We start from the raw sequence: 15,112 nt of genomic DNA, 5'->3' as shown, positions 1-15,112 counted from the left end.
ATCTTATAATAATAACTTTAAAATTAAAAATCATGGCTAAATTAAATCCATACCTAAATTTTGATGGAACAGCAGAAGAAGCGTTCAATTTTTACAAAACTGTTTTCGGTGGTGAATTCGTTGGAGGAATTCATAAAATGGGAAATGCTCCCGGAACAGAAAACCTTTCGGAAGAAGAAAAAAACAGAGTAATGCACATTGCTCTGCCTATCGGAGGTGATCTTTTAATGGCATCAGATATTGTACCCGGATTTGGGCAGACTCTTACTGTAGGAAACAACAATTATGTTTCTATTTTCCCTGATTCCAAAAGTGAAGCAGATAGACTTTTTAAAGAACTTTCTGATGGTGGAAATGTAGAAATGCCAATCGAAGATCAGTTTTGGGGAGACTATTTCGGGTGTTTCCAGGATAAATACGGTGTTCATTGGATGGTGAACTATAATGACGAATACGCAAAATAATCTTATATTTAACTAATTATATGAAGAGTTGCCCAAAAATGGGCATCTCTTTATGCAAACTTAAAAAATAGAACTATGGATCCAATTAAAATAGACATTACAATTTTAGCACCGGTGGAAAAGGTTTGGAATTATTTCAATGAGCCCAAACACATCACGAAATGGAATTTCGCCCATGAAACCTGGCAGTGTCCTAGTTCTGAAAATAACCTTACCGTAGGGGGCAAATTCAAAAACAGAATGGAAGCGAAAGACAAAAGTTTCGGATTCGATTTTGAAGGAGTATATGATGAGATAGTTCCTCATGAGGTCATTAAGTATCACATGGAAGACGGACGGAAAGTAGAAGTTGTTTTCAATAAAATAGATGAGAATACAACGAAAGTCATTGAAATTTTCGATCCGGAAAAACAAAATTCTGTGGAAATGCAGCGAGATGGCTGGTATGCTATTCTCAACAACTTCCACAAATATGTTGAGAATCATTAACAATTTTTTTGTAGCCATGATCAATCTAGTTATCATGTCAAAGAGTTTAAACTCTATTTATGCTTTTAATTATGACTCTGCAGAGCAATTCCTTTACGGAGTTATTGCAATACCTGCAAGAAAAGCCTTAGAAAAAGAAAAAATAAATTCTTTGGAAAAACTTTCAGATTATTCCGAAAAAGAAATCATGCAGCTTCATGGTTTCGGTAAAAATGCGATGATGAAGCTGAAGAATTATATGAAAGAAAATCAGGTCTGTTTTAAAGAAGCATAATAAATATACAACTGGAAAACTTGCAGTGTCTTACAGTAAAGCGTAATAGTATCGTTTCAATGTAAAGGCATAAGATCCGTTTTGCTTTTGTATAGAGAATTTAAAAGTATAAATACATTTTTCTTGTTAAAATTTAAAATTATGAATAACGATATTTTCCCATGTCTCTGGTATGATGGAGACGCCAAGCAGTCTGCAGAATTTTATTGTAAAGTTTTTGGAGGCGAAATCACAGCAGATACTCCTGTTGTGATGAACATTGATTTGTTTGGACAAAGAATCATGCTTCTAAATGGAGGCCCGCAATTCAAAAAAAATGCTTCTATATCTTTTATGGTAATCTGTGAAACAGAAGACGAAGTTCAAAAATACTGGGATCAGTTACTGGATGGCGGAATAGCTTTGATGGAACTGGGATCTTACTCATGGAGTCCGAAATACGGATGGGTTCAGGATAAATACGGAGTAACATGGCAGTTGTTTCTGGGTGAAAAAGCAAGTGATCAGAAAATAGTTCCTACGCTGATGTTTATCCATCAGAATAATGGGAAAGCAAAAGAAGCAATGGAGCTTTATACCAGAACTTTTCCCAATTCAAGTATCGGGAATATATTAACCTATGACGCAGGCAGTGAAGGTCATGATATACCAGAACCGGCAGAAAATGTACAGCATGCTCATTTTACAATCGATAATTATAGCTTATTCTGTATGGATAATTCCTATGATCATCAGTTTGACTTTAATGAAGGAATATCATTGGTGGTAATGACAGATGACCAGGAACAGACTGACAAATACTGGAATACTTTTACAGCAGACGGAGGAAGAGAAAGCATGTGCGGCTGGCTGAAAGATAAGTATGGACTAAGCTGGCAGATTGTACCTAAGAGGCTCATCCAGCTGATGAATGATTCTAATCAGGAAAAAGCATATAAAGTAGTTCAGGCCATGATGAAAATGCAGAAAATTATCATCCGGGATCTGGAAGATGCTTATAATTCTTAAACTTTTCGGCGTATTGTTTGATGCTATTTAAAGGTTGGAAATTAGAAGTGATTGTACAAAATCCTCTCACTCTAAAATTCTCCAACCCAATTACCTGTAACCAAATACCTTAAAAATATATGGAAAAATTATCATACGAAATAGAAATCAATGCTGAACCTGAAAAAGTATGGAGTGTTCTTTGGGGTGATATTACCTACAGACAATGGACTACAGCATTTACAGACGGTTCTTTCTATGAAGGAACGCTGGAAGAAAATAATATTGTCAAATTTCTTGATCCTAAGAACAATGGGATGTACAGCAGAGTAGAAAAAGTGATTCCCAATGAAGAAATAAAATTTCTGCATCTGGGTGAAATTTATGACGGTATTGAAGTGCCTAAGGATTGGGGAGAAGCCACAGAAGCTTACTTTCTTGAGGAGAACGAAGACGGAACTTTACTGAAAGCGGAAATTCAGACTCCGGCAGAATTTAAAGAATTTTTTGAAGAGAAATTTCCAAAGGCAATGTCAATTGTGAAACATCTCTCAGAAAATCAGTTATAAACAATTCGGTTTGAACTAAAAGCAAAAAATCATTTGAGCTTTGAGATTGCTTCACTTTGCTCACAATGACCACTTAAAAAAATGAAACAAATGGAAACTTTATCATACGAAACAGTAATAGATGCTCCTCTACAGAAAGTATGGGACATCCTCTGGAATCCTGAAACGTACAGTGAATGGACCAAGTATTTCGGGGCAGGATCTGTTATGAAATCCGACTGGAAAGTAGGAGGTAAAACCTATTTCCTTAATGCACAGGGGGAAGGAATGGTTTCAACCATAGACAGTCTGGATGAGCCTAACCAGATTGTATTTAAACACTTGGGAATGGTGGATAAAGAGGGAAATGAAGATACCCAGAGTAAAGAAGTCATGGAATGGAACGGAAGTTTTGAGAAATACTTTCTGATAGACTTTGGCGGGAAAACAAAACTTCACGCTGAAGTTCAGGTAGAAAAACAATGGCAGGATCATATGAACACAGGCTTTACAAAAGGACTGATGGTTGTGAAAAGCCTTGCCGAAGGTGTAAGTTTTGGTTCAGTATAATGAAATTCAAAGTTTAAAGTTGAGGTTTTGATCCTGAATACTAATCCCTAATCCCTAATCCCTGCACCTACTACCTGCCACCTATAACCTATCATCTATACCCTAAAAAATGAAATTACTCGTCATACTTTTCGCAACTTTTATTCTGGCTTTGCTGGCAACTTTTTTGTTTCAGGGGAAGCCGGACTTTATATTTTCAGGAAATTTGGGAATGGCTGTTTTCATCATATTTACAGGTTTTTCCCATTTTAAATTTCAAAAGGGAATGGCGATGATGATTCCTGATTTTATCCCTGCCAGAATGTTTTGGGTATACTTTACAGGAGTTCTGGAAATTGCAGCAGGAATCGGATTGATGATTCCGGCTATTCGTGAGATCACAGCTATTTTACTGATCATTTTTTATGTATTGGTTTTCATAGCTAATATCAATTCTTCCAAGAAAAAGATTAATATTTTTAAAGCCGATTACACCGGTCCGGGAATGAGATATCTTTACATCCAAAGGATTCCCATGCAGATTATTCTGATACTCTGGACCTGGTATTTCGGAATTTATTTACAATAAAAAAGACAGTCTGTAAAGGCTGTCTTTTTTATATAATTGAGATTTTTTTAATTAAATGATATGAAAGTGTAACATTTTGTAGGTGGAATGTGTCTTATTATATAAAATGCATTTGTTTTCTATTGTTTTAAAAATGAGTGCTTTCTATAACTTTAACCTTTAAAACAGAAGTTATGAACCTAAATCACAACATTTTCGGTACAGCCCTTATTGTACTATCCACCATTATGACTAACGCACAGAGTTCTACTGCCAAACTGCCGGGAGATCCTACTTTGCCATCTTCCAAGGCTAATCTTGAGAAACTGATTTCTTATGACAAAGGAAACTTTAAATATAAAGTTGAAGATTACTTTGCAAGACCAAAAGCCTCGGCCTTTAAAATCTCTCCTGACGGGAAATACCTTTCCTATAAAGAAAAAGATCAGGAGAAAAAAAATCATGTCTATGTAAAAGATCTGAGTACAGGAAAAATTACGAAAGCCATTGTAGAAAAAGATGATCTGGTAAGAGGGTACGGATGGCTGAACAAAAAACGTCTTTTCTATACTCAGGATAGAGGTGGAAATGAAAATATCCACCTTTATGCCACCGATATCGATGGAAGCAATCAAAAGGATTTAACACCATTTGATGGAGTAAAGGTACAGGCAATTATTCCTATAAAAGATACTGATTTCGTTGTGGTTACCATGAACAAAAACAACAAGCAGATCTTTGAACCTTTTAAAATCAATTTCGTTACTGGGGAAATGACCCAGCTGTATGAAAATAAAGATGTCAACAGTCCTATTGACGACTATCTTTTTGATAAGGATGGAAATCTGAGAGGTTATAGCGTTCTTGAAAACGGATTAACCACAAAAACCTATTATAAAGATCTGCAGACCGGAAAATTCAATCTGATTAAATCTGCAGACTGGTCTGATACCTTCAGTATTATAGAATTTAATGAAAATTCTAAAAATAAAGATGAAGCGTATGTGGTAACGAATCTGGATAGCGATAAAGCGAGAATCGTGCTGTATGATCTGAAAAAAAATGCTGTGATTAAAGAAATTTATTCTAATCCGGTATATGATGTAAGTTCAATAAGCACTGCCGGTAAAAACAGAAATTATGAACTTGATTTTATAAGTTATGAAGGTACTAAGGGGGAAACAGTTCCGGTAAGTAAATTTTATAAAGAAATACATGATCAATTAAAATCTCAGTTTGGAGATAAGGAATTTGGAATTGCTTCTTCTGATGATAATAATGATAAACTTCTGGTTGTTGTAGGAAGTGATAAGCTGTATGGTACCTATTATGAATACAATACCAAAACCAAGCAGACCAAACTTCTTTACAACCTGATGCCTCAGTTGAAGGAAGAAGATATGGCTGAAATGCGACCTATCGAATTTAAAAGCAGAGACGGATTGACTATTCATGGATATATTACCCTGCCTAAAGCGGCACTGGAAGGTAAAAAAGTTCCTTTGATTGTCAACCCTCACGGTGGGCCACAGGGAATCAGAGACAGTTGGGGATTCAATCCGGAAACACAATTATTTGCAAGCAGAGGATACGCTACGCTTCAGGTGAACTTCAGAATTTCAGGAGGATATGGAAAATCATTCCAGAAAGCGGGTTACAAGCAGATCGGAAGAAAAGCAATGGATGATGTGGAAGATGGTGTAAAATATGCTATTGAGCAAGGATGGGTAGACAAGAATAAAGTTGCGATTTATGGAGGAAGCCATGGTGGATATGCAACATTGATGGGATTGATTAAAACTCCTGATTTATATGCTTGTGGGGTAGATTATGTAGGCGTATCCAACATCTTTACTTTCTTTGATTCTTTCCCAGAATACTGGAAACCATACAAAGAAATGGTAAAACAGATCTGGTATGATCTTGATAACCCTGAAGAAGCTAAAATTGCTAAAGAAGTTTCTCCGGTATTCCAGATTGATAAGATTAAGAAACCTTTATTTGTGGTACAGGGAGCTAATGATCCAAGAGTAAATATCAATGAATCTGATCAGATTGTAAAAGCAATGCGTGCCAAAGGATTTGAAGTTCCTTATCTGGTAAAATATGATGAAGGTCACGGATTTGGAAAAGAACCGAACAGAATAGAGCTTTATAAGTCGATGCTGGGATTCTTTGCAGAGAATTTTAATAAATAAACTATTAATTTTATAATAATGGAAACGGAAGGCTTTTGTCTTCCGTTTCTTGTTTGTAGAGGTAGTGATAACACTGTTTAACACTATATAACGGTATGATAACTCAGAAAAAAATGTTTTCTGCAGAAATTTGTGGAATCAAAAAAGATATTATGATACACAGATTATTTTTACTATTGTTTCTGACCATTATGATAACATATTCCAAAGCTCAGGGCAATGCTGGAGAACAGGTTAATACCAATGCTCAAAAACCATTAAAACTTTCAGATCCTTTAAAGAACAATACCCGTGAAAGTATTGAAATTCCCTTTGAAGTAGATAACGGAATTATTTATGTACAGGCACAATTCAATGGAGAAAGAGGTACATTCATACTGGACAGTGGAGCTCCTGATCTGATATTGAATTCAGATGCAGAAAATCTGGTTTATGATTCATCCAATAAAAGTGAAGCTTCAGGCGTGGGAGGAAAGGTGAAAAAATCAGGAACTGCCCATATACAATCATTCGATTGGTATGGAATTACTCTTTCTGATGGAGATGTGCTTTCTGTTTCCATGTCTCATCTTACAAAGAGAAAGATTTTAGGATTAATAGGATATCGTGTATTTAATGATTACATTTTAACCTTTGATTACAAAAAATCAAAGATTACCGGAACATTGAAGACATCTTTATCTCAGGAAAAAGAACGAAATGGAAAGCTTCTTGCAACGATTCCGTTTGAAATGTATAAGCATATTCCTGTACTTCAGATAGAAATTAATGGAAAGATGTACAATATGGGTCTGGACACAGGTGCTGCAGCCAATTTATTTTATGAAAAATATGTTCCCGAACTGAAAGAGTCTATCATCAGATATAAAGAATCTGACCTTACCGGAATTGGTGGAAAAGTGAAGGCAAAGAAAGGACGCGTTAAAAAAATAATCATAAGAGGTGTTGAGTATAATAAGCTGAATTTTATTTTTGAAGATGCTACGCTTACTTCTCTCAATCAGGGCAGTACGTTAAAACTCGATGGTTTGTTAGGGTATGAATTTTTAAAGACCTATAAAACAACGATCGATTTTAAAGCTAAAGAAATCCGTATTTATGAGTAATGAACAAAAAACTGCTATTGAATTCAATAGCAGTTTTCTGTTAGTCTATTATTAACCGATAACCGGTAGCTCTTATATTGATGATGCTTATTCTGGGATCATCGGCAAGCTGCTTCCGCAATTTGGAGATGAAAACATCCAAGCTTCGTCCGTTAAAAAAATTATCATCTCCCCAAAGGTCGATAAGTGTTTCTTTTCTTGGTAAAATACCGTTTTTATAAGTTGCGAAGCGATAGAGAATTTCTCCTGATCTTGGAGATAGTTTATAAGATTTTCCTTGGTGTGTTAATTCGTAGGTGTTCGGATTATAGAAATAACCTCCTATGGCAATAGAATGGATAACTGGACTTGCAGAGGTACTCTTCAATAACTTGTTCATCCTTGCAATAAGCTCTTCAATACTGAAGGGTTTTCGCATATAATCATCTGCTCCAATCGTAAAACCTTTCAGAACATCTTCTGTAAGTACCCGGGCTGAAAGTAAAATCAAAGGAATGTTATTTCCATCATCCCTTAAAGTTTGCAAAAAGGTATAACCATCCAGTTTAGGCATCATAATATCGGCAATGACAATATCAAAGGATTTGTTTTCTATTGCTTCCAGACCATCACTTCCATTCTTTACCCATTCTACCACAAAACCTTCTCTGGTGAGCATATCAGCAGTGATTTCACCCAGGTCAGGGTCGTCTTCTAAATACAGTACTTTAAATTTATGACTCATATAATGGCATATTTAGTTCCATAACAGTGCCTTCTGATTCCGGTTTTATAATACGTATGTTTCCGTTTTGTTTCTTTAAAGAGTTTTTTACAAAACTCAGACCCAGGCCGAAACCTTTTACATCATATAGATCACCATTAGGAATTCTAAAATAAGGTTTAAAAATCTCCTGAAAATACTTTTCCGGAATTCCAATTCCATTATCTTCTATTTTGATCAGAATACGGTTTCGGTTCTGTTTGGCAGAAATGATAATTACAGGTTCTTGTTCCGAATACTTTAATGAATTATCCAATAGATTTAAAAGTATCTGTTTCATTTGATCATGATTTCCTTTAATAAGAACACTGTCATCAATATCCCGTATCATTATTTTTGCCTTTTTTTCTGTAATAATATCAGAGAGAATTTCTTTTACTTCTTCTAGTAAAATTAATAAATTGATAGGAATTAAACTCAGTTTTTCTGTACTGATATCTGCTCTGGCATTTTGAAGAATTGCCTCTACAAGAGTAGAAAGCTGATGGGAAGCTCTTTGAATACTTTTTGCGTATTTTCGGGCTCCTTCAGGTTCATTGGCTATATTGTACTTTTCAAGGCCTTCTGCTGCAATAAGCAGTGTAGAAATAGGGATTTTTAGCTCATGCGTCATATTTCTTGTGAAAATTTCTTTGTTTTTTAATAGCTTTTGGCTAAAATTTAAGTTTCTGAAAAGAATAACAATGGTGATTACACAAAGAAGAACATAGAATACAGAAAAAAAGAGTATTTCCTTTATTTCATATAAAGTAATTTCCGTTAAATTGATAATATGAACACGGTAGGTTGTATTATTTTCTACTAAAGAGTTTATAGGTTCAGTAGTGTTTTGGTTAGTGATTTTATGATTATTAGGGTATGTTTTCTTTTTTGTCTTATTTTCAATATATATATCTATTTCAACATCTTTTTTAAACGAATGTTTTAAGGATTTTTTTAAAGAGTTATACAGAAAAGTACTTAACATTTTACTTTCATAGAACTCACCATTCCCTTGAGGTTTTATTTTCTCATTGATAATATTTTTGGTTTTTGGTTGGGTGATGTATACTTCAACTTTTTTACTTGCATCCGGATTTGTAGTGTTTTTGCTGGCTAACTTTTCTTTTATACTGCTTTGATTTAACATGTTTTGGATCAGTATCTGTGCGGTTTCTGATTTGGTGTTTTTTAGAATTTCTTCTTTTTTATTTTGAAAATTAACCCAAATCCAATACCCCTGAAAAACCAATACAACAATAATGGTTATAATAAACAGCAGCTTTCCAAAGTTGGTGAAAAATTTATTCATAAGATTATATAATGATCGAAATTAACATATTATAGAATACAAAAATGACTTGATAACACTATTTAACACTATGTAACATTTTGATAACCCATATCCTGATGTTTTTGGAGGAAATTTGCAGTATTGAATTGAGATATATAGAATGTTTAATAGTAAAAAATATAAATAATGAATGTAAAATCTAAGATCCTTACAGCCGCCCAGGTTATACTGTCTGTAATGATAATTAAGGCACAAACTAATGCTAAATTACCCGGTGATGTCACACTTCCGTCTTCTAAACAAACCCTTGAGAAACTTATTTCTTTTGATCAGGGAAACTTCAAATACATAGTTGAAGATTATTTTGCACGACCAAAAGCATCAGCATTTAAAATCTCACCTGATGGTAAATATCTCTCCTATAAAGAAAAGGATAAGGACGGGAAAAATCATGTCTATGTAAAAGATCTGAATACAGAAAAAATTACCACAGCTATTATAGAAAAAGAGAATCTCATTCAGCAATATGGCTGGCTGAATAAAAACCGTCTTTATTATATACAGGATAAAGGTGGAAATGAAAACATTCATCTATATGTAGCAGATCTGGACGGAAATAATTCTAAAGATCTTACTCCGTTTGAAGGGACTAAGCTTGGTTATGTCCAAATAATAAAAGACACAGATTTTGTTATTGTTACCATGAATAAGAATAATAAACAAATTTTTGAACCTTTTAAAATCAATTATAAAACAGGGGAAATGGTTCAGTTATTTGAGAATAAAGATCCCAAAAATCCTATTAATGAGTATATTTATGATAAAGATGGCAACCTGCGTGGATATGTAATTCTGGAGAATGGTTTGACAAAAAAAACGTACTATAAAGATTTACAGACAGGTAAATTTAATCTTATTAAAACAGTAGACTGGAAAGATAGATTCAGTATTATTGAATTTAATTATCATTCTAAAAATAAAGATGAAGCCTTTGTAAAAACAGATTTAGATGGGGATAAGAAAAGAATTGTTTTGTATGATCTGAAGAAAAATGCAGTAATCAGAGAAGTTTATTCTAATCCTGTATATGATGTGAGTTCAATAAGTACAGCCGGTAAAAACAGGAATTATGAATTAGATTTTATCAGCTATGAAGGAAGCAAAGAAGAAACAGTTCCGGTAAGTAAATTTTATAAGGAAATTGACCATCAATTAAAATCTCAGCTTGGAGACAAAGAATTTAGTATGGTTTCTTCTGATGATGCTGAAGAGAAATTTCTGGTACTTGTGACAAGTGATAAGCTACCCGGAATTTATTATGAATACGATACAAAAACAAAGAAATTGAAATTCCTATATAATCTTAAGCCACAACTTAAAGAAGAAGATATGGCAGAGATGAGACCTATTGAATTCAAAAGTAGAGACGGACTTACAATTTATGGATATATTACATTACCTAAAGCTGCATTGGAAGGGAAAAAAGTCCCTTTGATTGTAAACCCTCATGGTGGTCCTCAAGGAATCAGAGATAGCTGGGGATTTAATCCAGAAACACAGCTTTTTGCAAGCAGAGGTTATGCTACACTTCAGGTCAACTTCAGGATTTCAGGAGGATATGGAAAAGAATTCCAAAAATCTGGTTATAATGAGATTGGCAGAAAAGTAATGGATGATGTGGAGGATGGAGTAAAATATGCCATTGAGCAAGGTTGGATAGATAAAGATAAAATTGCCATTTATGGTGGAAGCCATGGAGGATACGCTACTCTGATGGGGTTGATCAAAACTCCTGATCTATACACCTGTGGAGTAGATTATGTAGGGGTGTCCAATATCTTCACGTTCTTTGATTCATTTCCTGAATACTGGAAACCACTTAAAGAACAGATGAAACAAATCTGGTATAATCTTGATGATCCTGAGCAAGCCAAAATTGCTAAAGAAGTTTCACCTGTTTTCCAGATTGACAAGATCAAAAAACCTTTATTTGTAGTACAGGGAGCTAACGATCCAAGGGTGAATATCAATGAATCTGATCAGATTGTAAAAGCAATGCGTGCCAAAGGTTTTGAAGTTCCTTATCTGGTAAAATATGATGAAGGACACGGATTTGGAAAAGAACAGAACAGAATAGAGCTTTATAAGTCGATGCTGGGATTCTTTGCAGAGAACTTTAATAAGTAATTATAATATGGAAACGGAAGGCGAAAGTCTTCCGTTTCTTTTTATTATTGTGAGGGATTGAAAAAGTCATTGCGAATCAAAGATGAAGCAATCTCATTATAATTGTTACATTAAGGGTTTAGAAAGTGGGAATGAATATACATAGAAACTTTTATCATTCATCACTTATTATCCTAGCCCCGATAACAGCGGTTACCCCGGAACATGAATGGGAGATTCGGAGGGGAAGAGTGTGGGATCGTTGGGTGTGAGGAGTATGAGCGGATAGCGGGAAAAAGCTTCTGAAAAATAATTTATGCGTAAGTTGTTGAAAATTTATGAGATAAAAAACATTGATGAATAAAAGAAAAATTGAATTTTAAGAAAAATATTTTAAATTTATTAAAGTAAAACCAAAAGTTCAGCCGTCATAACAATATGGAGGTTGTCGAAAAAATAACAATGCCACAGAAGGAGAAAGAAAACATCATCTCACAGACCGTTTCCAACTACGGAGGGAAGCTGATGTCCTATATTCGTCCGAAAGTGAAAAACACGGAGGATGCGGAAGATATTCTGCAGGAAGTGTGGTATCAGTTCAGTAGCCTTACGAATCTCTCGGAGATCGTAAACGTTGGGGGCTGGCTGTACAGGGTGACGGCAAATAAAATTACAGACCGTTACCGAAAAAAGAAAACAGAAAATCTTGAAGATTTCGTATATGAAGATGAAGACGGCAGTTTTTCTATCAAGGATATCCTTTTGATGGATGAAAGTGCGGGTCCTGAAGTGAAGATGTTTCAGGATGAGATCTGGAAAAAACTGTTTGAAGCACTTGATGAACTTCCCGAAAAACAAAGGCTGGTCTACGTAGAAAACGAACTGAATGACAAAACCCTCCAGGAGATCGCCGATGAACAGGGAGAAAACATCAAAACCATCATCAGTAGAAAAAACTATGCTGTGAAGCACTTGAGAAACAGATTGAGAAAATTATACGAAGATTTAAAAAGTTAGAAAAAGAAATTATGAATCATAAACACAAAAAGGGTTGGTTTTTTTTATTGCTATGCCCGCCATTAATTTTAGTTGCCGTTACATGGATTGTCATGATGCTTTGGAACTGCCTTCTTCCGGAGATTTTAGGCGCTAAAACCATTACTTTCTGGCAGGCCATGGGAATACTGATCCTAAGCAAAATTCTTTTTGGCGGTTTCCATTTCGGTAAGGGAATGAGAGATTTCAAGGAAAGAAAAATGAGGGAGAAAATGGAAGGTTTATCCCCGGAGGAAAGAGAGAAATTCAAAGAGGTTTGGAGAAATAAATGCTCGGGAGGATTCTTCAACAGAAACAACGAATAATTTGAAATTTTTAAAGAAGTAGTAAAGTAAAATCAGAATTCATTCGTCTCTATAAAAAACAAGAAGTAGTAAAATTTAAAATTTTGAAAAAATGAAAAATTCAGCATTAAAAGGAGCTCTTGGAGCATTAGCCGTTGTAGGTGTAGCCTTAATTGCTAAAAAAGCAATACAAAGAAAAAGATTTATCAAAGGTATTTTTGATGAGTACGGAATTAAAGAAAAATCCCCTTTCGGACTGGCAGATAAGATCAGAGAAATGAATGAGGAAGACTATCAGGAACTGAAAGGAAAATTCAAAAAAGAATTCCATTCAAGATGCTGCAAAAAGGATAATACCTGCGAAGCATAATATCCTAAGAACTAAATTGAAATTGTTTAATTCCGGCGCGGGAAGCAAAGCTTCCCGCGCCGGAATTTTTTTGTTTAAACAACTCCTGGGAAAGTTTTTAATACTACATTTGTGTCTTTGCAATTATAAAAAATCAGGTTATGATGAGGTTTAGAAATGTTTTTATTGTCATACTTTCGTTTTTTTCGATTATATTGTTTGGCCAAAAGTCACAACAAAAACAATACATTTTCTTTTTACATAATAAATTTCTGGAAGATCATTCTTTTGAGGAAAAACATCCCAAATATGGTGTTGCAGAATATGAAACAATACTCAACAAACTAAGGGATCAAAATACAATTGTTATTTCTGAGAAAAGAAAATCAGGTACAGATCCATCGGTTTATGCTGAGAAGGTAAAGAAGCAGATTGATAGCCTGATGAAAAAAGGAATTCCGGCCGGAAAGATTGCGGTTGTAGGAACTTCTCAGGGAGGATATATTGCACAGTATGTCTCTTTTTACGAGAAAAATCCACAATTGAAATTTGTCTTCATTGGAGCTACCTTCAAAGATGATTCTTTGGAAAAAGACAAAAACTTCAGGTTATATGGAAGAATTCTTTCCATTACGGAGAAATCGGATGACGGGCATGTACTGTTATCACAGGAACAAAGATTTATCAGATCTGATATTAAAGATTTTAAGGAAATTGAACTTAATACAGGTTTACATCACGGTTTTCTTTTTAAAACGCTCAATGATTGGATTGTTCCCACTAAGAAATGGGTTTCACAGAAATAAATAATGTTTTTGGAATATGATTTTATTGAAATTATACTCCAATTATCTGCGTAATCTGTGAAATCTGCGGGCAGAAATTAAAGTTGAGATTCCTTGCTATGCTCGAAATGACAAAAGAATTGTTGAACTCATTTAATTCGCAGCATTTGTTGAGAAGTGCAATTTTATCGGAGATAAAATCCTTGCGCCTTAAAAATATACAGTTTGTTGTAAAAAGACTTAGCGTCTTTGCGTTTTCCAACCAACGGATTATAAGCTATATTGAGATTGCTTCACCTTCGGTTCGCAATGACTTTTTGATCCATATTTTCAACAAAAAATTACTGTAAACATCAAACACAAAGAAAAATAAATCCTTATTTTTGTATTGCTCAATGAAAGATTACTACTATTTTCTCGGTATATCACAGGATGCTTCGGAAGAAGACGTCAAAAAAGCCTATCGAAAACTGTCTTTAAAATATCATCCTGATAAAAATGATAATGACGATTTTTTTGCTGACCGTTTCCGTGAGATCCAGGAAGCCTATGAGACTTTGAGTGATCGTGCGCTTAGACGTACTTATGATCAGAATCTGGAAAATCATCAGAGAAGTTTCAGATATAATATTCCGCCAGCTATCAAAACTTTTACAGCGAATAAAGTTCATGCGAAAAAAGGAGAGGAGATTATCATCAACTGGCAGACGAGCAATGCTGATGTAGTAAAGGTATTGCCTTTCGGATTGGAAAAGCCGTATGGAGAGAGGGTCTTCAAGATCACAGAATTTAAAGACGGGAAATTCCAGATTTTGCTTCATGCAACGAATTCTCTTTTGCACAAAACGGTTGTTCAGGGAATTACCATTACAGAAGTTTTTGAGAACGATTCTGAAAAGTTCAAAAACTCGGTGGAAGAAATGTTTAAGCCACAGCCCAGAACAAGAATTAACAAATCTGGTCAGCCTAAAATTATGATGTTGGTCTGGGGAATTATTATTCTAGCGATTGCTATTTATATGCTGATCAAAAATTTCAGCTAGTTTATGCCATTTTCTTTCTTCCCGGGCATTTTTTACATCTTTTTCCTTTTTTGAATTTTTTACAACAAGATTTCTTTTCACAGAACATCTCTTCTTTATTGAATGAGTAAGGAGCCAATGGCGGAACTTTAAATGGGACAATCATATTCATGCTGCAAATATATTAATTTAGAATAAATATAATTAATAAAATTTCATAAAATTCTTAAA

At 34.4% G+C, this 15,112-nt stretch carries 17 protein-coding genes; 15 read left to right on the top strand and 2 right to left on the bottom strand.

Translation table 11 applies throughout. The features are described from left to right. The first annotated feature begins 32 nt into the window (after nucleotides 1-32). The 9 genes from BUE84_RS13930 to BUE84_RS13890 all read left to right on the top strand — a co-directional run bounded on the left by BUE84_RS13930 (nucleotide 33) and on the right by BUE84_RS13890 (nucleotide 7,183). A complete protein-coding gene (locus tag BUE84_RS13930) occupies nucleotides 33-464 on the top strand; it encodes a VOC family protein (protein WP_079242151.1) in 432 nt (143 codons plus the stop codon). 75 nt (nucleotides 465-539) lie between these two features. Then, on the top strand, nucleotides 540-953 hold the full coding sequence (locus BUE84_RS13925; RefSeq protein ID WP_079242150.1) for an SRPBCC family protein: 414 nt from the start codon (nucleotides 540-542) through the stop codon (nucleotides 951-953). 34 nt (nucleotides 954-987) lie between these two features. Further along, nucleotides 988-1,227 (top strand): hypothetical protein, encoded by a 240-nt coding sequence (locus BUE84_RS13920; protein WP_238594261.1) that lies wholly within the window; start codon nucleotides 988-990, stop codon nucleotides 1,225-1,227. Between the two features lie 141 nt (nucleotides 1,228-1,368). Beyond that, nucleotides 1,369-2,235, top strand: a complete 867-nt coding sequence (locus BUE84_RS13915; protein WP_079242149.1) for a VOC family protein — start codon at nucleotides 1,369-1,371, stop codon at nucleotides 2,233-2,235. 119 nt (nucleotides 2,236-2,354) lie between these two features. Further along, on the top strand, nucleotides 2,355-2,783 hold the full coding sequence (locus BUE84_RS13910; RefSeq protein WP_079242148.1) for an ATPase: 429 nt from the start codon (nucleotides 2,355-2,357) through the stop codon (nucleotides 2,781-2,783). A gap of 90 nt (nucleotides 2,784-2,873) precedes the next feature. After that, nucleotides 2,874-3,332 carry an SRPBCC family protein gene (locus tag BUE84_RS13905; protein ID WP_079243947.1) on the top strand — a complete coding sequence of 153 codons (459 nt, stop codon included), beginning with the start codon at nucleotides 2,874-2,876 and terminating at the stop codon, nucleotides 3,330-3,332. A gap of 109 nt (nucleotides 3,333-3,441) precedes the next feature. Further along, on the top strand, nucleotides 3,442-3,900 hold the full coding sequence (locus tag BUE84_RS13900; protein WP_079242147.1) for a DoxX family protein: 459 nt from the start codon (nucleotides 3,442-3,444) through the stop codon (nucleotides 3,898-3,900). Nucleotides 3,901-4,073: 173 nt separating this feature from the next. Continuing rightward, nucleotides 4,074-6,077 (top strand): S9 family peptidase, encoded by a 2,004-nt coding sequence (locus BUE84_RS13895; protein WP_079243946.1) that lies wholly within the window; start codon nucleotides 4,074-4,076, stop codon nucleotides 6,075-6,077. Between the two features lie 152 nt (nucleotides 6,078-6,229). Then, the gene (locus BUE84_RS13890) at nucleotides 6,230-7,183 is read left to right on the top strand and encodes a pepsin/retropepsin-like aspartic protease family protein (RefSeq protein WP_158521367.1); all 954 of its coding nucleotides are present in this window, start codon (nucleotides 6,230-6,232) and stop codon (nucleotides 7,181-7,183) included. 40 nt (nucleotides 7,184-7,223) lie between these two features. Here BUE84_RS13890 and BUE84_RS13885 read toward each other — a convergent pair whose 3' ends face one another. After that, the gene (locus tag BUE84_RS13885) at nucleotides 7,224-7,907 is read right to left on the bottom strand and encodes a response regulator transcription factor (protein WP_079242145.1); all 684 of its coding nucleotides are present in this window, start codon (nucleotides 7,905-7,907) and stop codon (nucleotides 7,224-7,226) included. After that, entirely contained in the window at nucleotides 7,897-9,237 is a 1,341-nt protein-coding gene (locus BUE84_RS13880) for a sensor histidine kinase (RefSeq protein ID WP_079242144.1), read from the bottom strand. The genes BUE84_RS13885 and BUE84_RS13880 overlap by 11 nt, the downstream gene beginning before the upstream one ends. A gap of 168 nt (nucleotides 9,238-9,405) precedes the next feature. On the opposite strand from BUE84_RS13880, the gene BUE84_RS13875 reads away from it, so the two are divergent. From BUE84_RS13875 to BUE84_RS13850, 6 genes are all read left to right on the top strand, one after another. Continuing rightward, the gene (locus BUE84_RS13875) at nucleotides 9,406-11,406 is read left to right on the top strand and encodes an alpha/beta hydrolase family protein (RefSeq protein ID WP_079242143.1); all 2,001 of its coding nucleotides are present in this window, start codon (nucleotides 9,406-9,408) and stop codon (nucleotides 11,404-11,406) included. Between the two features lie 441 nt (nucleotides 11,407-11,847). Continuing rightward, complete coding sequence (locus BUE84_RS13870; protein WP_227942539.1) at nucleotides 11,848-12,402, top strand: RNA polymerase sigma factor; 555 nt, start codon at nucleotides 11,848-11,850, stop codon at nucleotides 12,400-12,402. Nucleotides 12,403-12,413: 11 nt separating this feature from the next. Continuing rightward, nucleotides 12,414-12,746: a hypothetical protein gene (locus tag BUE84_RS13865; RefSeq protein ID WP_079242141.1), complete on the top strand. Its 333-nt coding sequence runs from the start codon at nucleotides 12,414-12,416 to the stop codon at nucleotides 12,744-12,746. 91 nt (nucleotides 12,747-12,837) lie between these two features. Continuing rightward, nucleotides 12,838-13,095, top strand: coding sequence for a hypothetical protein (locus BUE84_RS13860; protein ID WP_079242140.1), 258 nt, complete (start codon nucleotides 12,838-12,840; stop codon nucleotides 13,093-13,095). Nucleotides 13,096-13,235: 140 nt separating this feature from the next. Further along, nucleotides 13,236-13,880, top strand: coding sequence for an alpha/beta hydrolase (locus tag BUE84_RS13855; protein WP_145953253.1), 645 nt, complete (start codon nucleotides 13,236-13,238; stop codon nucleotides 13,878-13,880). A 374-nt stretch (nucleotides 13,881-14,254) separates the two neighbouring features. Further along, on the top strand, nucleotides 14,255-14,902 hold the full coding sequence (locus tag BUE84_RS13850; RefSeq protein WP_079242138.1) for a J domain-containing protein: 648 nt from the start codon (nucleotides 14,255-14,257) through the stop codon (nucleotides 14,900-14,902). Nucleotides 14,903-15,112: the final 210 nt, after the last annotated feature.

It is taken from the genome of Chryseobacterium indologenes (assembly GCF_002025665.1).
Lineage (GTDB): Bacteria > Bacteroidota > Bacteroidia > Flavobacteriales > Weeksellaceae > Chryseobacterium > Chryseobacterium metallicongregator.
This window is presented reverse-complemented; position numbering and strand designations above follow the sequence as displayed.